The 18,282-nt window shown below is 63.1% G+C and carries 19 protein-coding genes and 1 riboswitch; of the genes, 6 read left to right on the top strand and 13 right to left on the bottom strand.

Features of this window, described 5'->3' with window-relative positions; translation table 11 throughout:
• Positions 1-80 precede the first annotated feature (80 nt).
• Together GYM54_RS00340 and GYM54_RS00335 are read left to right on the top strand one after the other, a co-directional pair.
• Positions 81-926: a sulfurtransferase gene (locus GYM54_RS00340; protein ID WP_197444568.1), complete on the top strand. Its 846-nt coding sequence runs from the start codon at positions 81-83 to the stop codon at positions 924-926.
• 166 nt (positions 927-1,092) lie between these two features.
• The gene (locus GYM54_RS00335) at positions 1,093-2,379 is read left to right on the top strand and encodes an OmpP1/FadL family transporter (protein WP_131648395.1); all 1,287 of its coding nucleotides are present in this window, start codon (positions 1,093-1,095) and stop codon (positions 2,377-2,379) included.
• Positions 2,380-2,424: 45 nt separating this feature from the next.
• Here the strand turns inward: GYM54_RS00335 and GYM54_RS00330 are convergent, their stop codons facing one another.
• Positions 2,425-2,973: a glutathione peroxidase gene (locus tag GYM54_RS00330; RefSeq protein ID WP_181102373.1), complete on the bottom strand. Its 549-nt coding sequence runs from the start codon at positions 2,971-2,973 to the stop codon at positions 2,425-2,427.
• A gap of 161 nt (positions 2,974-3,134) precedes the next feature.
• Here GYM54_RS00330 and GYM54_RS00325 point away from each other — a divergent pair, with 161 nt between their 5' ends.
• The 4 genes from GYM54_RS00325 to modC are packed head-to-tail and all read left to right on the top strand — an operon-like array spanning position 3,135 to position 6,492.
• Positions 3,135-3,947, top strand: coding sequence for a TOBE domain-containing protein (locus tag GYM54_RS00325; protein WP_181102375.1), 813 nt, complete (start codon positions 3,135-3,137; stop codon positions 3,945-3,947).
• Between the two features lie 10 nt (positions 3,948-3,957).
• A complete protein-coding gene (gene modA, locus GYM54_RS00320; protein ID WP_181102394.1) occupies positions 3,958-4,713 on the top strand; it encodes a molybdate ABC transporter substrate-binding protein in 756 nt (251 codons plus the stop codon).
• 10 nt (positions 4,714-4,723) lie between these two features.
• Positions 4,724-5,404 carry a molybdate ABC transporter permease subunit gene (modB, locus tag GYM54_RS00315; RefSeq protein ID WP_197444777.1) on the top strand — a complete coding sequence of 227 codons (681 nt, stop codon included), beginning with the start codon at positions 4,724-4,726 and terminating at the stop codon, positions 5,402-5,404.
• Positions 5,401-6,492 carry a molybdenum ABC transporter ATP-binding protein gene (gene modC, locus GYM54_RS00310; protein WP_197444567.1) on the top strand — a complete coding sequence of 364 codons (1,092 nt, stop codon included), beginning with the start codon at positions 5,401-5,403 and terminating at the stop codon, positions 6,490-6,492. The genes modB and modC overlap by 4 nt, the downstream gene beginning before the upstream one ends.
• A 3-nt stretch (positions 6,493-6,495) precedes the next feature.
• Here modC and GYM54_RS00305 read toward each other — a convergent pair whose 3' ends face one another.
• From GYM54_RS00305 to btuB, 12 genes are all read right to left on the bottom strand, one after another.
• Positions 6,496-7,227 carry an adenosylcobinamide-GDP ribazoletransferase gene (locus tag GYM54_RS00305; RefSeq protein ID WP_197444566.1) on the bottom strand — a complete coding sequence of 244 codons (732 nt, stop codon included), beginning with the start codon at positions 7,225-7,227 and terminating at the stop codon, positions 6,496-6,498.
• Positions 7,212-7,805, bottom strand: coding sequence for an alpha-ribazole phosphatase family protein (gene cobC / locus GYM54_RS00300; RefSeq protein ID WP_197444565.1), 594 nt, complete (start codon positions 7,803-7,805; stop codon positions 7,212-7,214). Before cobC ends, GYM54_RS00305 begins: the two co-directional genes overlap by 16 nt.
• Entirely contained in the window at positions 7,802-8,854 is a 1,053-nt protein-coding gene (gene cobT, locus GYM54_RS00295) for a nicotinate-nucleotide--dimethylbenzimidazole phosphoribosyltransferase (protein ID WP_197444564.1), read from the bottom strand. Before cobT ends, cobC begins: the two co-directional genes overlap by 4 nt.
• Positions 8,851-9,372, bottom strand: a complete 522-nt coding sequence (cobU, locus tag GYM54_RS00290; RefSeq protein ID WP_197444563.1) for a bifunctional adenosylcobinamide kinase/adenosylcobinamide-phosphate guanylyltransferase — start codon at positions 9,370-9,372, stop codon at positions 8,851-8,853. The genes cobT and cobU overlap by 4 nt, the downstream gene beginning before the upstream one ends.
• A 91-nt stretch (positions 9,373-9,463) precedes the next feature.
• Complete coding sequence (locus GYM54_RS00285) at positions 9,464-10,915, bottom strand: cobyric acid synthase (protein ID WP_197444562.1); 1,452 nt, start codon at positions 10,913-10,915, stop codon at positions 9,464-9,466.
• Positions 10,912-11,904, bottom strand: a complete 993-nt coding sequence (cobD, locus tag GYM54_RS00280) for a threonine-phosphate decarboxylase CobD (protein ID WP_197444561.1) — start codon at positions 11,902-11,904, stop codon at positions 10,912-10,914. Before cobD ends, GYM54_RS00285 begins: the two co-directional genes overlap by 4 nt.
• Positions 11,897-12,808, bottom strand: a complete 912-nt coding sequence (cbiB, locus tag GYM54_RS00275; RefSeq protein ID WP_197444560.1) for an adenosylcobinamide-phosphate synthase CbiB — start codon at positions 12,806-12,808, stop codon at positions 11,897-11,899. The genes cobD and cbiB overlap by 8 nt, the downstream gene beginning before the upstream one ends.
• The gene (gene bluB, locus GYM54_RS00270) at positions 12,805-13,455 is read right to left on the bottom strand and encodes a 5,6-dimethylbenzimidazole synthase (RefSeq protein ID WP_197444559.1); all 651 of its coding nucleotides are present in this window, start codon (positions 13,453-13,455) and stop codon (positions 12,805-12,807) included. Before bluB ends, cbiB begins: the two co-directional genes overlap by 4 nt.
• Positions 13,452-14,744, bottom strand: a complete 1,293-nt coding sequence (locus GYM54_RS00265; RefSeq protein ID WP_197444558.1) for a cobyrinate a,c-diamide synthase — start codon at positions 14,742-14,744, stop codon at positions 13,452-13,454. The genes bluB and GYM54_RS00265 overlap by 4 nt, the downstream gene beginning before the upstream one ends.
• Positions 14,745-14,841: 97 nt before the next feature.
• On the bottom strand, positions 14,842-15,444 hold the full coding sequence (gene cobO, locus GYM54_RS00260) for a cob(I)yrinic acid a,c-diamide adenosyltransferase (RefSeq protein ID WP_197444557.1): 603 nt from the start codon (positions 15,442-15,444) through the stop codon (positions 14,842-14,844).
• Positions 15,444-16,019 carry a hypothetical protein gene (locus tag GYM54_RS00255; protein ID WP_197444556.1) on the bottom strand — a complete coding sequence of 192 codons (576 nt, stop codon included), beginning with the start codon at positions 16,017-16,019 and terminating at the stop codon, positions 15,444-15,446. The genes cobO and GYM54_RS00255 overlap by 1 nt, the downstream gene beginning before the upstream one ends.
• A gap of 23 nt (positions 16,020-16,042) precedes the next feature.
• The gene (gene btuB / locus GYM54_RS00250) at positions 16,043-17,908 is read right to left on the bottom strand and encodes a TonB-dependent vitamin B12 receptor (RefSeq protein ID WP_197444555.1); all 1,866 of its coding nucleotides are present in this window, start codon (positions 17,906-17,908) and stop codon (positions 16,043-16,045) included.
• A gap of 114 nt (positions 17,909-18,022) precedes the next feature.
• Positions 18,023-18,240, bottom strand: a riboswitch (cobalamin riboswitch).
• Positions 18,241-18,282: the final 42 nt, after the last annotated feature.

Here is an 18,282-nt window from a genome sequence, read left to right as displayed (position 1 = left end):
TATATATCGCTGAGGTCACGCCGCGCCCTGCTCATCCATCGCGTGCTAACGTTTCGCGAATCTCAGAACGGAGCCCCGCCATGCCGCTTGCCCAACTGATCAGCGCCGACCAACTGGCCGCGCGCCTGCATGAACCTGCACTGCGTATCCTCGATTGCCGCTACGCATTGGATGATCTGGATTACGGCGGACGCAGCTACGCCGATGCGCATATTCCCGGCGCCCGCCATGCCGATCTCGAACGCGATCTGTCCGGAAAAATCGTACCGGGCGTAACAGGCCGGCATCCGCTACCGCACCCTGAGGATTTGATCGCGACGTTCCGGGCGCTGGGCTTGAACAACGACAGCGAAATCGTGCTCTATGACGACGGCCCCGGCGCCTTCGCCGCTCGTGCCTGGTGGCTGCTGGCATGGCTGGGTAAGCGTGACGGCGTATACCTGCTCGACGGCGGCTACCGAGCCTGGTGCGACGCCGGTCTGCCAGTGGAGCAAAATGCGCCATCGTCGACGACAGGCGAATTCCACGGACAACCCGATGACAACCTGACCATCGATGCAGCGGCGCTTTCGGGCGAGCTTGAAACGCCGAACCTGACCCTGATCGATGCCCGCGCCCTGCCCCGTTTCCTCGGCGAAGTCGAACCGATCGATCCCGTTGCCGGACACATTCCAGGCGCCGCCTGTGTGCCATTCACCGAGAATCTCGATGCTAACGGGCACTTCCTCTCGGCCGACCAGCTGCGCGCGCGTTTCAGCCAGCAGCTCGCCAATCGATCGACAGATGCCCTGGTAGCCTATTGCGGTTCTGGCGTAACGGCGTGCCATAACCTGTTCGCCCTGTGCCTCGCCGGCTATCCGCTGGCTAAACTTTATCCAGGCTCTTGGAGCGAGTGGATCACCGATCCGCAGCGGCCAGTCGCCTGACGCAACTTGAGCGGCCGACCAGTCATAATCTGCCGGCGGGTTTTATTGAATATTCACCCTTATCGCCGCCGATCATCGCGCTTTACGAAAAATTGCACTCTTTCGTTTGCGACGAATCAGAGAAGCTTGATAGGGTCCGAGCCGCTTTTTTCTCTGGAGTACAACAATGAAAACAACTTGGTTGAAGACCGCGATCGCAGTAGCCGTGGGCGCCCTTTCCACTCAGGCCATGGCTGCCGGTTTCGCCCTTAACGAGCAGAGCGTCAGCGGCATGGGCACCTCGTTTGCCGGTCGCTCCTCTTCTGCCGATGACGCCACCACCCTGTTCGGCAACCCTGCCGGCATGTCGCGCCTCAAGCGCGAAGAAGTGAGCTTCGGCGTGGCGGCGATCAATGCCAAGACGGATATCAAGAACACTAGTAGCTTCCCTGCAAGCGGTAGCAACGATGGCGATATGGTCCCGTTCACAGCAGTGCCGATGGGCTATTACGTCAAACCTATCGACGACAAATGGGCGGTTGGCGTAGGCGTCTATGTTCCCTTCGGTCTGGTGAGCGATTACGAAAGCGGCTTTCAAGGCCGTTACTTCGGTGATTACAGCGAAGTCCGCGTAATTACGGTGCAACCAACCGTTAGCTATCGTTTCAACGAAAAACTGTCGATCGGCTTCGGCCCAACCATCAACCGCATCGATGGTCAGCTGGAGAGTGCCTCCCTGAGCCGCTTTACCCCCGGCACCAATGACGGCCGCGTCAAGGTCAAAGGTGATGACACTGCGCTGGGCTTCAATGCTGGCCTGCTCTACGAGTTCACACCACAGACTCGCGCTGGCATCACCTACCGCTCCAAAGTCAAGTACAAGCTTGAAGGCGATACTCGCCTGTCAGGTGCCGGATTCGATCAGTTCGAAGCGATAGGCCTGCAAGCCTCAGGAAAATACGATGCTTCGCTGGACCTCGACACTCCCGAGTCCGTCGACATGTCGATTACACACGATCTAGATGACCAGTGGACCCTTTATGCAGGCGCCATGTGGACGCGCTGGAGCCGCTTCGAATCGATCATTATCGAAAACGAAGGTATCCCTGCACTTTTGCAGCCAAGCCTTGCGCCTATCGTAGAAGAGCAGGACTGGCATGACACTTGGTCCTATGCTCTCGGCGCTGCTTACAAGCTGAACAAGGAGTGGACACTGCGTACCGGTCTGGCATTCGACCAGAGCCCGACCAACAACACTCATCGTTCGCCTCGCATTCCGTCCGGTGATCGCACCGCCGTAAGCTTCGGCCTGGCCTGGAATCCGACCGACGATGTCACTGTCGACTTGGCTTACTCCTACCTTTGGGAAGAAGACACCACGGTTCGCAGTCAGAGCCCAACTAAAGGGCTTTACAACGCCACCTACGAAAACAGCGCCCACGGCTTCGGTGCTGCTTTGAGCTACCGCTTCTGATGCACCTCCGCCCCGGCCGCTCGGCCGGGGCTTCTTTCCCCCGCGCTACTTGCCCAACGCCTTTTCCACCGCAGCGATCAGCTCAGGATCGTCCGGCTCGACCTTGCTGGAAAAGTAGTCGACCACCTTGCCGTTGCGATCCACCACGTACTTATAGAAGTTCCAGCGCGGCGCGCCTCCGGCCTGCTCGGCTAGCTCCTTGAACAGCGGCGTCGCATCGCCACCCCGCACCGGTTGAGTTTGCGCCATCGGAAAGGTCACACCGTAATTGACGTAGCAGACTTCAGCCGTCTCAGCGGCATCGTCCGACTCCTGAAAGAAATCATCGGACGGCACGCCTAGAACCTCCAATCCCTCGTCCTTGTATCGCTGATAGAGCACTTCGAGACCTTTGAATTGCGGCGCGAAACCACAAAAGCTGGCTGTATTGACGACCACCAGCGCCTTGCCCTGGAACTGCTGGCACAGGTCGATCGTTTCCTTTGAGCGCAGCTTCGGCAGTTCATGCTGCAGCAAGGCCGGGCATTGATCCGCCGCCGCGTTGCCGGCCAGCAGCGTCAGAGCGAGGGACGCAACGATCAGTTGAATTCTCATGGCAAACCTCCGAGCAGGGTCGCCACACGCTACGCCTGAGCCATCCAACCGGCAACGCCTGCCTTTTTCAGCCAACGCAGCAAATTCCAAACAGCTTCGTCTTCGCTATATACAAATCTATATAACGATTGTCAGAATGCCCGCATTCACAAGGGCCAAACATGAACGATCCACAGCATCTCGGACCATTGCGCATCGACGGACAACTTTGGTTCAACCGCGGCGAAAAGGGTTATCTCGGCGGCAAACGCATCGAACTGCTGGAACAGATCGAGGCGACCGGCTCGATCAGCCGCGCGGCCAAGGCCATCAACCTCAGCTACAAGGCCGCCTGGGATGCAGTAGATGCGATGAACAACCTGTCGGAACGTCCCTTGGTGGTTCGGGCAGCGGGCGGAGCAAAGGGCGGCGGCACCCAGCTGACCGACTTCGGTCGCGAGATGCTGCACGTCTGGCAGCGCATGCAGCAGGAATATGAACGCTTTCTCGCCCAGGTGGCACAGGGCATCGAAGGCTTCGACGACATCGACAAATTGCTCCGGGCAATCGCAATGAAAACCAGCGCGCGCAACCAATTTCGCGGACGCATCACCCATGTCGAAAAAGGCGCAGTGAACGGCAGCCTGAGTCTCGATATCGGGGAAGGCCAGACAATTACCGCAACCCTGACTAACGACAGCATCGACGAACTTCACCTGACACCCGGCAAGACCGCGATGGCATTGATCAAAGCCAGTTTCGTGCTGCTGTCACCCGATCCGGCAGTAAAAATCAGCGCCCGTAACCGCCTGACCGGCACCATCGGCAGCCTGACGCCCGGCGCGGTGAATTGCGAGGTCAAGTTGCTGCTGCCCGGCAACCGCACGCTGGGCGCGGTCGTTACCAACGAGAGCGCCGAAGAGCTGGGCCTGGCACTCGGACAATCTTGTACGGCTCTGATCAAGGCGTCACACGTCATCATCGCCGTGGACTAAGGAGAAACGGATGAAGCGTCTGTGCAAAACTGCCGCCCTGTTTATGACCGTACTGTTGCCCTTTGCCAGCCACGCCGCCGAGGTGCAGGTCGCGGTGGCGTCGAATTTCACGAAGCCGATGCAGGCCATCGCCGAACAATTCGAACAGGACACAGGACACAAGGCCCTACTCGCCTTCGGTTCGACCGGAAAGTTTTATGCGCAGATTCGCAACGGTGCGCCGTTCGACGTGCTGCTGGCCGCTGATGAAGAGGTTCCGGCCAAGCTGGAAAGCGAAGGCCTGGGCGTAACCGGCAGCCGCTTCCCCTATGCCATCGGGACGCTGGTCCTCTGGTCGCCGCGCAAAGACTACGTCGAGGATCAAGCCAAAGCGTTGACCGAACGACCGTATCGCCATCTTGCCATCGCCAATCCTAAAACCGCGCCTTACGGCGCCGCAGCGATGGCGACGCTGGAAAAACTCGGGCTGATCGAATCAACGAGTGGCCGGCTGGTGCAAGGCGAAAACATCGCCCAGGCGCATCAGTTCGTGGCCAGCGGCAACGCCGAGCTCGGCTTCGTCGCCCTTTCTCAGGTCGTGGATGAGGGTGCGATCAGCGAAGGTTCCGGCTGGATCGTACCGGCGTCATTTCATCCACCCATTCGCCAGGATGCCCTTCTGCTGAACAAGGGCCGCGACAACCCCGCCGCGCAGGCTCTGCTCGAATACCTCAAAAGCGCAAAAGCCGCCGAGGTAATCGAGGCATACGGCTACAGCCTGGAATGACGCCGCCATGATGCCGCTGGACGACGCAGGCTTGGCAGCCATCCTGCTGACACTCAAGCTTGCCGGCATTACCACGCTGTTGTTGCTGGTGATCGGCACACCGATCGCCTGGTGGCTGGCGCGTACTCATTCGCGCCTCAAGGGGCCGATCGGCGCAGTGGTTGCATTGCCATTGGTGCTTCCCCCAAGCGTGCTGGGCTTCTACCTGCTGGTCGCTATGGGCCCGAACGGCCCGGTCGGACAGCTGACGCAGAGTCTCGGCCTGGGCACCCTGCCCTTTACCTTCGCAGGACTGGTGGTGGGCTCGGTGTTCTATTCCATGCCCTTCGTCGTGCAGCCGCTGCAGAACGCCTTCGAAGCCATCGGCGAACGCCCATTGGAAGCCGCCGCGACCTTGCGTGCCGGGCCGCTGGATACATTCTTCAGCGTCGTTCTTCCGCTCGCTCGCCCCGGATTCATCACCGCCAGCGTTCTCGGCTTCGCCCATACCGTCGGGGAATTTGGCGTGGTGCTGATGATCGGCGGCAACATCCCCGAGAAAACCCGCGTGCTGTCCGTGCAGATCTACGATCACGTCGAGGCTATGGAATATGCGCAAGCGCACTGGCTGGCAGGCGGCATGCTGGTGTTTTCCTTTCTGGTCTTACTGGTGCTTTACAGCAGCCGCCTCAAACAGGGATGGCGTGGATGAACGAAGGATCAAGCGGCATCCAGGCACAACTGCGGATGGACCATCCCGGCTTCCGGCTAGACGTCGATCTGAAGCTACCCGGACGCGGCGTGACCGCGCTGTTCGGTCCATCAGGTTCCGGCAAGACCAGTTGCCTGCGTTGCATCGCCGGCCTCGAGCGCAACGCAACCGGGCTGATCGATATCAACGGCGAGCGCTGGCAAGACTCGGCCAGCGGCTGCTTCGTACCGCCGCACCAGCGCGCTATCGGCTATGTGTTTCAGGAGGCCAACCTATTCGCCCATCTTTCGGTGAAGCGCAACCTGGAATTCGGCATGAAGCGTGTCGCGCGAAGCAAGCGCCGCGTGATCTGGGAGCAGGCAGTGGAATTGCTCGGCATTGGTCACCTGCTCGACCGCATGCCCGAACGCCTGTCGGGCGGCGAGCGGCAGCGTGTCGGCATCGCCCGCGCTCTGCTGACCAGCCCGCGACTGTTGCTGATGGACGAACCGCTGGCGGCGCTCGACTTCAAACGCAAGCAGGAAATCCTGCCGTATCTGGAGCGGCTGCATGACGAGCTGGAAATTCCCGTTCTTTATGTCAGCCACTCACCGGACGAAGTGGCGCGACTCGCCGATCATGTGGTGCTGCTGGAAAATGGGCGCGCGATTGCTCAGGGCGGGCTGCAGGAAACCCTTGCCCGCCTCGATTTGCCGACCGCCTTCAGCGAAGACGCAGGCGTAGTCATCGAGGCGCAGGTTGCAGAACATGACCCGACCTATCACCTCACACGCTTGGTGTTTACTGGCGGCGAAGTACTGGTGGGGCAGCGTGATGAAGCAATCGGCCAGCGCCTGCGCTTTCGTGTCCACGCGCGTGACGTCAGCCTGACGCTGGAGCGCGCCGAGGGCACTAGCATCAGCAACTTGCTGCCGGCACGCGTCGAGCAAATCGCCGATGCCGATACGCCCGCGCACGTTCTGATTCGCCTGGATGCCCAAGGCACGCCATTACTGGCGCGCATTACCCGCCGTTCGGCGGATCAGCTTGGCGTCGTGGAAGGCAAAGCGTTATGGACGCAAATCAAAGCCGTCGCCCTGCTTGGCTGAGGTTCAGACCTTTAGCGCCAGCGCGACCAATACGCCACATTCCACCAGCTCCAACAGCGCACCGGCCGTGTCGCCGGTGGTGCCGCCGATGCGCCGGCACATGGCCCGACGCGCCAACAAGCCGATGGCGAGACTCACCGTCAGCGCCAGCCAACCGCTCGTGCCCAGCGCCAGACAGAAAGCCACGAGCGCAAGCAGAACGATACGAACGGACGCGCGCGGGAGGTGCTCGGCCAGTGCATGACCGAGGCCACCGGGACGCACGTAGGATGTCGTCAGGAATAATCCGAGCAATGCGCCGCGGCCGAGCAACGGTGCCAGCAGCAGAGCCATCCGTTCGCCCGCGGCAAGCAGTGTCCAGAGCGCGACGAACTTGAGCAGCAACAGCAATACCAGAACCACCACGGCAATCGGACCGCTGCGCGGGTCTTTCATGATCGCGAGGGTGCGCTCCCGATCGCCGAAACCGCCGAGCCAGGCATCGGCACTGTCGGCCAGGCCATCGAGGTGCAGCGCGCCGGTAAGCGCCACCCAGACGGCCAGCAACAGGGCCGCCTGCAGCGGCACGGCTGTCCCTTCGATTGCGAGACTGCCAAGCCAGAGAATCGATCCCAGCAGCAATCCCACCAGCGGGTAATGAAGCAGCGATCGGCCAGCCACCTGAGGCGCGGGCATGCCGCTCAGCCGCACCGGCAGGCTGGTGAGGAACTGCAGCGCGATCAGAAAGGGCTGCATGCTTCTTCCAGCCAGAGCGTAGCGTCGGCGAAGCCGGTTTTCAGCCCGCACATTCCGCCATGGCTCACCTCGACCTGTAGCAGTTGCCCGCGCGGCAAGCCACGCGCCTCGGCCAACAACAGGCGCATCACGCCGGCATGGGTGATCAGGAGGATGCGCTCACCGGCGAAACGGTCGGTGATTCGTTCGATCACCGTCAGCACACGCGCCTCGAACTCGATCAACCGCTCGCCTCCGGGCGGCGTGAAGCCGTAGGGATCGCTCCAGAAGCGACCCAAGGCATCGCTTTGATCGACCATCAGCTCGGCAGCTGTACGACCTTCCCAGTCGCCGAAATCAAGTTCGCGCAGGTCGGGTTCAAGCTCAAGTGGGAGCTTGCGTTGCGCAGCAAGCTCCTCGGCAAACTGCGCACAACGCCGCAGCGGGGAGCTGATGATCCGTTGCCAAGGCCCGGCACCGGTAACTGCGCTGCGCAGCTGTTGCCAGCCGGCCTCGGTGAGTTCGTCATCCAGTCGACCACGAAAACCACCGCCCGAAACCGTCTCGCCGTGGCGCAGCATGTCGAGATGAAGGTTCATGCGCCCCGCTCCGCGACGGCCGCTTCAGCAAACGTGGCCATGCCGTTATGCAGCGCGCAAGCCATGCGCAATAGCGGGACCGCCAGCGCCGCGCCACTGCCTTCGCCCAGCCGCAGACCGAGGTCGAGCAAGGGCCGTGCATTGAGCGCTTCCAATACCGCCAAGTGCCCAGGCTCCGCCGAACGATGAGCGAATAGCAGCCAGTCGCGACAGGCCGGATTCAAGCGCACCGCACAGAGCGCCGCTACGCCGCAGATGAATCCATCCACCAGCACCACGATGCCCTGCTGCGCACAGGCCAGATAGGCACCGGTCAGAGCAGCCAGCTCGAAGCCCCCTAATCGCTGCATCCAACCAAGCGTGTCGTGGTTTCCGGCATGCAGCGTCAGCGCCCGCTCGATTACTGAACATTTATGTGCCACACCAGCAGCATTCAGACCGGTACCGGGACCGGCGAGCTTATGCGGCGCGCAAGCCAACAGAGCACAGGCCAGAGCAGCGGCCGTCGTGGTGTTGCCGATGCCCATTTCACCGCCGATGAACAGTTCGGCCTGCTGCTGTTGCGCGCGCATGGCGCTGTCGCGACCCGCCTGCAACGCCTTTAGGCAGGTGCTGGCGCTCATGGCGGCGTCGCGGCTGAAGTTAGCAGTGCCCGGCCCGAGGTTAAGATGGTGCACGCCGGGCAGCGGCACGACTGGAGTTGCCGTGCCCAGATCCACGACCTCCAGCGCCGCGTCGAGCTGGTGAGCAAGCACGCTGATCGCCGCGCCGCCGCTGACGAAGTTGCCAAGCATCTGCGCGGTGACCGATTGCGGGTACGCCGATATGCCTTCCTCCGCGACGCCATGGTCGCCAGCGAACACAGTGATCCAGATATTTCCCAGGGTCGGTTGCGCGCGCCCCTGTAGAGCGGCGAGCTGTGTCGCCAGCGTTTCGATGCAGCCCAGCGCGCCGGCCGGCTTGGTCAACTGCGCGTCACGCTGAACGGCCGCCGAGCACGCGGATTCATCCGGGACGCGACAAGGCGCTTGCCACCAGTGATCGATCAAAGCGGTCCTCCTTTCAAAACCATGGGCAAGCCCGCTACGGTGAAAACGACACGCTCACAGCGCTCGGCCAGCGCCTGGTGCAGCCAGCCGGCCTCATCCACATACCGCCGGCTCAGCTCACCCAGCGGCACCACGCCCAATCCGGTTTCGTTACTGACCAGCAGTACGCGCCCTGGCAGCTCCGCCAGACATTCGAGCAGCGCGTCGCGCTCTTCGGCCAGGCGCGACGGATCCTCCAGCATCAGCAAATTGGTCAGCCATAGCGTCAGGCAGTCCACCAGCAGGCATCGATCAGCGCCGGCGTGTTCACGCAGCACCACGGCCAGCGCCAGCGGCTCCTCCACCAGTACCCAGTTCGATGGCCGTCGCGCGCGGTGCTGGGCGATGCGCTCGCTCATCTCGCCATCCAGCGGCTGGCTGGTGGCGATGTAGGTGACCGCCAAGCCAGATTCGCTGGCCAGACGCTCGGCCAGCCGGCTCTTGCCGGACCGGGCACCGCCGAGAATCAGTTCAAGCATTCCGGTTTTCCTCAAACGGTCGGATTCTTTGTAGGGCGGGTGTAACCGCCGAACGTGGCCGAGGTTCAACACGCAACGGCGGCTTACAACATCAAACACCGCAAAGCCCCCGCAACAGGCGGGCATCCAGATGCACCTCGACCAAGTCGGCCAAGCGCTCGATGTCACGTTCGCGCAGCGCGTGATAATCCACCCGCTGCGCATCTTCCAAACCGGCCCAGCGCAATAGCGCTTCGCAGGCCGTGGCGGATTCGAACAAACCATGCAGGTAGGTGCCGAGTACCTGGCCGTCCTCGCTGATAGCTCCATCCATCCGACCGTCATCGAGTTGCACGGCGGATCGCTCGAGTGCCGGGCCGCTGCTGATCCCCGCGTGAATCTCGTAACCGCTGATGGCGGCCTCATCCAGACATAATCGCCCGCGCACGTTGCGCAATTGTTTCTCAGCGGCCAGTTCGGTCGACAACGCCAGCAACCCGAGCCCATTACTCTGCCCCGCCGCGCCTTCGAGCCCAAGGGGATCGGCGATGCTTTCACCGAGCATCTGCAACCCGCCACAAATTCCAAGCACCTTGCCGCCGTAGCGCAGATGGCGACCGATCGCAGCTTCCCAGCCGTTCTCGCGCAGCCAGGCAAGATCGGCGCGGACGCTCTTGGAGCCCGGCAGGATGATCAGGTCCGCACCCGGAATCGCCTGGCCGGGGCCGACGAAACGCAGATCGACCTGAGGATGCAGGCGCAACGGGTCGAAGTCGGTGTGATTGCTGATGCGCGGCAGCACCGGCACCACCACCCTCAAGGTCTGCTCCGCTTTGGCGGACTGGCGCACGTCGATCGCGTCCTCGGCTTCCAGATGGAAATCCATCAGATAAGGCAACACGCCCAGCACTGGTTTGCCGGTGCGCTGTTCGAGCCAGTCCAAGCCTGGTTGCAGGAGCGCGATATCGCCGCGAAAGCGGTTGATCACAAAGCCCTTTACCCGCGCCTGCTCGCTTTGACTGAGCAGTTCCAGCGTGCCGACCAGATGGGCAAAGACGCCACCCTTGTCGATATCGGCAATGAGAATGACCGGGCAATCCACCGCCTCGGCGAAGCCCATGTTGGCGATGTCATTGGCGCGCAGATTGATCTCCGCAGGCGAGCCGGCACCTTCGACCATCACCACTTGATACGCAGCACTCAGGCGCCGATGGGATTCGAGCACCGCATCCATCGCCACACGTTTGTAATCGTGGTACGCCACGGCGTCCATGTTGCTGACGGCGCGACCATGGATGATCACTTGCGCGCCGATGTCGCTGTTGGGCTTGAGCAGCACCGGGTTCATGTCGGTGTGCGGCGCCAGCCCGGCGGCCTGAGCCTGGACCGCCTGGGCGCGGCCGATTTCCCCGCCTTCGGCAGTGACAGCGCTATTGAGCGCCATGTTTTGCGGCTTGAACGGCGCGACCGACACGCCTTGCCGGCGAAGCCAACGGCACAGCGCGGTCACCAACGTGCTCTTGCCAGCATCTGAGGTGGTGCCCTGAACCATCAATGTGTTCATGCGCGAATCTCCTGATAGCAAGCCAATGCGCGGCTCAGGCGAGACCAGCCCAGCTCGTCTGCGGGCAGACCGAAACGCAGGCTCGGCGGATAGTGAAAACGGCGAACAAGAATGCCCTGACAGGCAAGGAATTCGTACAGCAGATCCGCCTCTTCGGTTACGACCCACTGAAACAGGCCACAACTGCCTGCAGGCGGCAGGCCGCTGGTTGTCAGCAGCTGGGCCAGCCGCTCGCCTTCAGCCAGGAGCCGTTCACGCTGTCGGCGTTGTCCTGCGCAGTCGGCAAGCAGTGCCGTGCCGATGAACCGTGACGGGCCGGCGATCGGCCAGGGGCCCAATGCATTTTCCAGCGCGCCCAGCAGCTCAGACTCGGCTAGAACGAAGCCGAGCCGCGCGCCGGCCATAGCGAAGAATTTGCCAAACGAGCGCAGCACGATCAGCCCTGGCAGATGGACGTAGGACGCCAGGCTGAGCTCGGGCGTCGGATCCATGAACGCCTCGTCGACCACCAACCAGCCGCCGCGCGCCGCCAGCCGCGCATGCCAGTCGAGTAGCTGTTCGGGCGGTAACAGGCGCCCGGTGGGATTGTTCGGATTGACCACCACCAGAACGTCGAGCTGATCGAGCATCCGTGGTACCGCCCCTTCGCTGAACTCGCTGACGCGATGCCCTTCGCGGCGCCACGCCTCGGCGTGCTCGCCATAACAGGGCGAAACGATGCCGACCTGCGTATTCCGACGCAGCCGCGGCAGCATCTGGATCGCGGCTTGCGAGCCGGCGACCGGTAGCAGCGACTCGGCTCCGTAATAATCGCGGGCCGTAGCGGCCAGCTCGTCCTCGATTTCCGGCAGCCGCATCCAGGCATCAGCGGGCACAACCGGCAGATCGAATCCATAAGGCGCGATACCGGTGGACAGGTCGAGCCAATCCGTCAGCGGGATGGCGAAATCGCGCGCCGCTGCCCGCAGCCGTCCGCCATGTTCAAGCATGCAGCCAGCCTCCCAGCAGCAATGCCAACAGCCAGAGACCGACGCCAGCCCAAACCATGTCCAACGCGCGCTCGATATCGCGCGCGCCGGGCGCTTCGCCCTCGCCCAGGACCGGGCGCTGATGCAGCACATCCTGATAGATCGCCGGCCCGCCCAGCGACACACCCAACGCGCCGGCACCTGCGGCCATCACCGGCCCGGCGTTGGGGCTGTCCCACAAGGGTGCCTGCCGTCGCCAGCAGCGCCAGGCTTTGCCCGTTTGGCCCAGCACGGCGTAGGTCAGCGCGACCAGTCTGGCGGGAATGAAATTGAGCGCGTCATCGATGCGCGCGGCGGCCCAGCCGAAACGCTCGAAGCGTTCGGTGCGATAGCCCCACATGGCATCCAGCGTATTGCTCAGGCGATACAACACGACGCCAGGCGCACCGGCAATCGCGAACCAGAACAGCGCGGCAAAGATCGCATCGCTGCCATTCTCCAGCGCCGATTCGGTCGCCGCGCGGGCCACGCCCTGCGCGTCCAGTTCACTGGTGTCGCGGCTGACGATGAAACCGACTCGTCGCCGCGCCTCGGTCAGGTCGCCACTGCGCAAGGCGAGCGCCACCGGCATCAGATGCTCGCCCAGGCTGCGCAGGCCGAGCGCGAGGTACAGCAGAGAGATCTCGACCAGCCAACCAACGCCAGGCAGCAGGCTCAACAACCAGGCGATGACCGTCAACGGCAAAACCGCGAGGCACCAGGCGGTGACGCCATGGCTGCGCCAACCGCGGCCGTCCGGGCCGTTGAAATGTTGCTCCAGTCGATCAGCCAGCCGCCCGAAGATCACCAGCGGGTGGCTGCGACGAGGCTCGCCCAACAGCGCATCCAGGCCGACTCCGGCGAGGCAGCTCAGCGCCACGCTCAAGATTGTTTCTCCCAGCCGTCTTCGAACAGCAATTCATCCAGCGGTCGAGGTTGCGTCCAGCCCTGCAGTGCCAGCATCGGCGCCGGATAGAACGCATCGACCGGTCCGAGGCAGATCACCGCTACCGGCTCGGCACCGGTGGGCATCTGTAACAGGTCGGCCAGTGCCTGAGGATCGAACAACGACACCCAGCCCATTCCCAACCCTTCCGCTCGCGCGGCGAGCCAGAGGTTCTGGATGGCACAGGCCGTCGAGGCCAGATCCATCTGCGGCAGGGTGCGACGGCCGAATATGTGGGTTTCGCGTCCTTCCATCAATGCGACGACCAGCAGTTCGGCGCAATCCATGATGCCCTCGACCTTCAACTGCATGAATTCACGGCCACGCTCACCCAACGCCTCGGCGGTCAGCACACGTTCCTGCTCGACCAGCTCGGCGATGGCCGAACGCAGCTCGGCGCGACGAATGCGGATGAACCGCCAGGGTTGCATCAAGCCGACGCTGGGCGCCTGATGCGCGGCTTCCAGCAGTCGTGCGAGCAGCTCGGGCGCTATTTCGCCGCCGCTGAAATGGCGCATGTCGCGTCGTTCGGCGATGGCGCGGTAGACGCCAGCGCGCTGTTCCTCGGTGAACGCGTGATCGCTCATGGCTTGAACAGCGCCGCCGCAGCGTGGGGATCGGACGGCATATAGAAGTGGATATAAGACGCTGTCAGCCGACCCTGCCGATAAACCGCTTCGGCGGTGCGTTTGTAGTTCGGACATTCGCCCTGCGCGATGGGCTGCATGGCTGTTTCGAGCGAAGAATGATGAAAGGTGTGGCCGCGCAGGCGCCCTTCCGGCAGTGCAGTTTCCTGCAGCGCCAGCGCGGTCAGGCGCTTTTGCATCCGCGCCTGGCCAGGTAGCAGACCGAGCATGTCCTCGCGCGTACCGGCCTGGTCGGTCAGCCCGTCGAGCAGATAGAGCATGCCGCCGCATTCGGCGAGGATAGGTTTGCCCGCTGCGTGATGCGCCTGGATCGCCTCGCCCATGGCGCGATTGCGAGCCAAGGTGGCCAGATGCAGCTCGGGATAGCCACCCGGCAGGTACAGACTGTCTACCGCGGGCAGCTTGGAAAAATGCAGCGGAGAAAAAAACAGCAGCTCGGCGCCAAGCGCCTCAAGCAGATCGAGATTGGCCTGATAGACGAAAGCGAAAGCGGCATCGCGCGCAACGCCGATGCGCACGCCCTGCAATAGCGGCGGCACCCTCAAGGGCTCTGGCGGTGGGAAACTGACCGGCGCCGGCAACTCGCTATCCGCACTCGCCGCCAGCGCATCGGCAGCCGCATCGAGCCGGGCATCCAGATCCGCCAGTTCCTGCGCCTGCACTAGGCCCAGATGTCGGCTCGGCAGGCCCACCGACTCACTGCGCGGCAAGGCGCCGAACCAGCCAATCTGCTCCGGCAAGCAGTCCCGCAGAATCTCGCCATGCCGGCTGCTGCCCACCCGATTAGCGAGCACGCCGGCAAATGGCAGGTCCGGCTGATAGCTGGCCAGGCCGTGTGCCAGCGCGCCGAACGTCTGCGCCATGGCCGAACCGTCTATAACCGCCAATACCGGAATACCGAAGTGCCGGGCCAGATCGGCAGCCGATGGGGTGCCGTCGAACAGCCCCATCACCCCTTCGATCAAGATCAGGTCGGCCTCGCCCGCCGCTTCCCACAGCAGCCGGCGGCTCTCGGCTTCGCCGACCATCCACAGATCGAGCTGATAGACCGGATGACCGCTGGCACGCGCCAGCACCATCGGATCGAGAAAGTCTGGACCGCACTTGAACACCCGCACGCGTTTGCCCAGCCGGGTATGCAGGCGTGCCAGGCCGGCCGTGACGGTGGTCTTGCCTTGGCCTGACGCTGGTGCGGCTATCAGCAGTGCGGGGCAGCTTCTGCTATTCATCGCGGCCTCTGATCATCGTAGGGATGACGTTTCATCCATCCACCGACAACGCGGGTGGATGAAACAAACGTCATCGTGAACGCCTTGCATGCAGGCATCAGAATTCGACGCCCTTCTGCGCCTTAACCCCAGCCTTGAAGGCATGTTTGATCAAGCTCATTTCAGTCACGGTATCGGCCGCCTCGATCATCCCGGGCGGCGCGCCGCGACCGGTGACTACCACGTGCTGCAACATGGGCCGCGACTCGATATCGGCGAGCACCGGGTCGAGTTCCAGATAGCCGTACTTGAGCGCGATGTTCAGCTCGTCCAGCACCACCAGCCCAATCTCCTGATCGGCCAGCAGCTCGGCCGCGACGCTCCAGGCTTCGCGAGCCTTGGCGATGTCGCGCTGGCGATCCTGGGTTTCCCAGGTGAAGCCCTCGCCCATCACGTGATAGCGCACTTCCTCGGGGAATCGCCGGAAGAAATTTTCCTCGCCGGTACTGGCTGCGCCCTTGATGAACTGCACCACGCCGACTTTGATGCCATGCCCCAGCGCACGGGCGACCATGCCGAAGGCCGAGCTGCTCTTGCCCTTGCCGTTGCCGGTGTGCACCAGCAGCAGGCCGTACTCGTCCTGGGCCTCGGCGATCTTCGCGTCGACCACCGCTTTCTTGCGCTGCATGCGCGCCTTGTGTCGTGCGTCGCGGTCGTCCATCAATGCACCTCCCGCGCACGCATCAGGCGTAGCGCCGAAACGATACCGACGTGCAGCACCAGCGCCGTGCCGACGTAGAACACCAGGTTGCCCAGGTGACGCGGCACGTACTGGGCGATGCGCGGCAGGAAGCCGGCCAGCGTCGGCTCCGGATAGCGGCCGGAGAAGAAGTAGAACGTCCCGCCGGAGATCAAGTAGGCGACGAAACCCGCGACCAGCAGCGTCAACGCCAGCACGGCCAAGCTGCGCAGATCGTCACGCTGCCAGCCGGCGAACAGCCGCCCGGCCAGCCACAGGCTGCCGTAGGCCGGCACCAGCGCCCAGTAGGCTGGCGACAGGCACCAGTCGCTGATGCTGCCGCTGGCCAGGGAACCGAAGTCCAGCACGGACGCTTCGGCGAACAGCAGCACGAACATCCAGCGCGAACGCAGGTAGAAGCCGGCGAGGAAGAAAATCGACCAGCTGGCGCTGGGCAGATTCTCTACGCTGGCGAAGTGTTGACCCCGGGTCATGGCCATCAGAAGGATCAACGCGGCGCCTATTGCCAACTGGGCGCGTGTGGACAGGACATGCATGATGTTCTCCTTTGGGTTGCGGATCAGATGGCCTGGTAGCGGACGGTGAAATACACCGCGCGGCCAGGTTGTTCGTAGGTTTGGGTGGTTTCGTAGTCGCGGTCGAACAAGTTCGCCAGTTTGACCTGCAGGCGCCAGGCCTCGTCGACGCGGTATTCGCTGCGTAGATCCATCAGGGCGTAGCCGGGCATGCGCGACTCCTCGGTGTTGCTTGCCTTGTCGAAGCGTTCGCTCGCCGCGTACAGCGAGGCGCCCAGCCCGATGGCACCGAACTGGCGATCCAGATCCAGGTTGAACTGGCGCTTGGCACGGCGTTGCAGCAGATGGCCGTGGTTGGCCTTGCTGCGGTCCTGCGGGTCCATGAAGGTCAGATTGGCGTTCACATCCCAGCCGGCCAGCACGGTGGCAACGGTGGTCTCGATGCCACGAATGCGCGCCACGTCGACGTTTTCCGGACGCATGGGGCTAGTCCCTGCCCAGACGATCAGGTCCTCGATCTGGTTTTCATAGGCGCTGACACTCCACTCGCCCCAGCCGTGGCTGCCGCGGATGCCGATCTCGTAGCTTTCCGATTCCTCCGGCTTGACGTCCGGGTTGCCGGCGGTAAAGGCGCTGGCCGGGTAGTACAGATCATTGAAGGTGGGCGCGCGGTAGGCGGTGCCGTAGGCTGCGGTCAGGGTCAGTGCCTCGCTCAGGTCGAAGCTGTAGCCCAGGCTGCCGGTGTCATGCGAGCCGAAGAATTCATCGTCGTCGCGGCGCAGGCCGGCCTGCACGCCGTGACGACCGAAGGCGGCCTGATACTGGACGAAGTAGCCCTTGTTGTAGCGGCTGTCTTCGGCATAGTTGTCGCTGCTGTCGATGCGATCGGTCTGGTAATCCATGCCGAGGCTCAGCACCTGCGCCTCACCGAAACGCAGGTCGTTCTGCCAGCTCAGGCTGTCGCGGCGGGTGTCGAAACGGGAATAGAAGTTGCCATCCTGAAAGTTGTCGCTCAGGTCCTCGCTGTGCCCCGCCTGCAGGGTGATATCCCAGAAAGCCAGCGGCGAGAAACGTGCACGGCCGCTGAGCGCCTGCAGAGAGCCGTCGCTATAGGCGTCACGACCGGTGGCGCCGCTGGTCGAGCGCGTGTCGAAATCGCTGTGGTTTTCGCTCTGCAGCCAGCTGCCGTCCAGCTCCAGCCCGTTGTCGAAGCGATAACCGGCGCGCAGCTGCGCAGACAGTTCGCGGTAGCCGTCCGCATCCGGCTCGAAGGCTTTGGGTGCAGTGCCGCGATAGGCACGGGCATTGATGCCGTCGGTGGACTCGCTGGCCACGCCGAGGTTGAACCAGCCGTTGCCGTGGCTGCCGGCCAGGCCAGCCGAGCCGGTGTAGCTCGAACGCGAACCGGCACCCACCGAAAAGTAAGGTTTGAAGCCATCAGCGCCGCCACGACGGGTGAATATCTGGATCACCCCGCCCATGGCCTCCGAACCGTACAGGCTGGAACGCGGTCCGCGCACGATCTCGATTCGCTCGATCTGCTCCACCGGGATGCTTTGCAGCGCGGCGCTGCCGGAGGTGGCCGAACCGACCCGGACGCCGTCAATCAGCACCAGTACGTGCTTGTCGCTGGTACCGCGAATGGATATCGAGGTGCTCTTGCCACGCCCGCCGTTGCTGGTGACGCTAACCCCAGCCAGGCGTTGCAGCAGCTCCGGCACGCTGCCGGCCTGCTGGCGTTCGATCTCGTCACGAGTAATAAGGCTGCTGGAAGCGATGGAGACCGGCGAATGGCCGGTCCGGCTGGCGGTAATCACCTGCTGGCCCAACAGCAAGGCATCGCCGTGATCGGCCAGCACACAGGAAGGAAGGCCCAGCAGCACCACGGCCAGGGGAAGGGAATTGCGCATTGGATGGATATTCTCCGTCGTGCCCGCCGCACGACATACAGTCGATAAAGGCAGACGGAGAAAGTGAAAGAGGTGCAGGTGCAGGCAGCCGCACCCCGATCAGCGCCCGCCGCACTGCCGTGGAATGCGACAGGCCGGTCTCCGGGCTTGCGAGCGGATGCCTTGCATCCGGAAACCGTCGCCTTCCCATGCCTGTGGCACAGTGGCTGTGAGCGGTGTCCTGTCTCGCCTACCGTTGCGGGGGCAGCGCCGGAATCGTCATTGCGACTGGACCGGCTTCCCTGTTTCACCACTGGCATTAAACCAGTGGCACCTGAAGCGACGCGGAGGTTAGTCCAAGGCCCTGCGCAGCGCAACTGAAAGCAATGCCGCAG

Origin of the sequence: Pseudomonas sp. MTM4 (assembly GCF_019355055.1) — a bacterium.
GTDB lineage: Bacteria > Pseudomonadota > Gammaproteobacteria > Pseudomonadales > Pseudomonadaceae > Stutzerimonas.
Note: the sequence above shows the minus strand (reverse complement) of the source record. Positions and strands in the feature narration are given on the sequence as shown.

What these genes read in the sequence shown, in the direction of transcription:
- GYM54_RS00340 (WP_197444568.1), top strand. Translation starts at nt 81, where the DNA reads ATGCCGCTTGCCCAACTGATCAGCGCCGACCAACTGGCCGCGCGCCTG.
- GYM54_RS00335 (WP_131648395.1), top strand. Translation starts at nt 1,093, where the DNA reads ATGAAAACAACTTGGTTGAAGACCGCGATCGCAGTAGCCGTGGGCGCC.
- GYM54_RS00330 (WP_181102373.1), bottom strand. Translation starts at nt 2,973, where the DNA reads ATGAGAATTCAACTGATCGTTGCGTCCCTCGCTCTGACGCTGCTGGCC.
- GYM54_RS00325 (WP_181102375.1), top strand. Translation starts at nt 3,135, where the DNA reads ATGAACGATCCACAGCATCTCGGACCATTGCGCATCGACGGACAACTT.
- modA (WP_181102394.1), top strand. Translation starts at nt 3,958, where the DNA reads ATGAAGCGTCTGTGCAAAACTGCCGCCCTGTTTATGACCGTACTGTTG.
- modB (WP_197444777.1), top strand. Translation starts at nt 4,724, where the DNA reads ATGCCGCTGGACGACGCAGGCTTGGCAGCCATCCTGCTGACACTCAAG.
- modC (WP_197444567.1), top strand. Translation starts at nt 5,401, where the DNA reads ATGAACGAAGGATCAAGCGGCATCCAGGCACAACTGCGGATGGACCAT.
- GYM54_RS00305 (WP_197444566.1), bottom strand. Translation starts at nt 7,227, where the DNA reads ATGCAGCCCTTTCTGATCGCGCTGCAGTTCCTCACCAGCCTGCCGGTG.
- cobC (WP_197444565.1), bottom strand. Translation starts at nt 7,805, where the DNA reads ATGAACCTTCATCTCGACATGCTGCGCCACGGCGAGACGGTTTCGGGC.
- cobU (WP_197444563.1), bottom strand. Translation starts at nt 9,372, where the DNA reads ATGCTTGAACTGATTCTCGGCGGTGCCCGGTCCGGCAAGAGCCGGCTG.
- GYM54_RS00285 (WP_197444562.1), bottom strand. Translation starts at nt 10,915, where the DNA reads ATGAACACATTGATGGTTCAGGGCACCACCTCAGATGCTGGCAAGAGC.
- cobD (WP_197444561.1), bottom strand. Translation starts at nt 11,904, where the DNA reads ATGCTTGAACATGGCGGACGGCTGCGGGCAGCGGCGCGCGATTTCGCC.
- bluB (WP_197444559.1), bottom strand. Translation starts at nt 13,455, where the DNA reads ATGAGCGATCACGCGTTCACCGAGGAACAGCGCGCTGGCGTCTACCGC.
- GYM54_RS00265 (WP_197444558.1), bottom strand. Translation starts at nt 14,744, where the DNA reads ATGAATAGCAGAAGCTGCCCCGCACTGCTGATAGCCGCACCAGCGTCA.
- cobO (WP_197444557.1), bottom strand. Translation starts at nt 15,444, where the DNA reads ATGGACGACCGCGACGCACGACACAAGGCGCGCATGCAGCGCAAGAAA.
- GYM54_RS00255 (WP_197444556.1), bottom strand. Translation starts at nt 16,019, where the DNA reads ATGCATGTCCTGTCCACACGCGCCCAGTTGGCAATAGGCGCCGCGTTG.
- btuB (WP_197444555.1), bottom strand. Translation starts at nt 17,908, where the DNA reads ATGCGCAATTCCCTTCCCCTGGCCGTGGTGCTGCTGGGCCTTCCTTCC.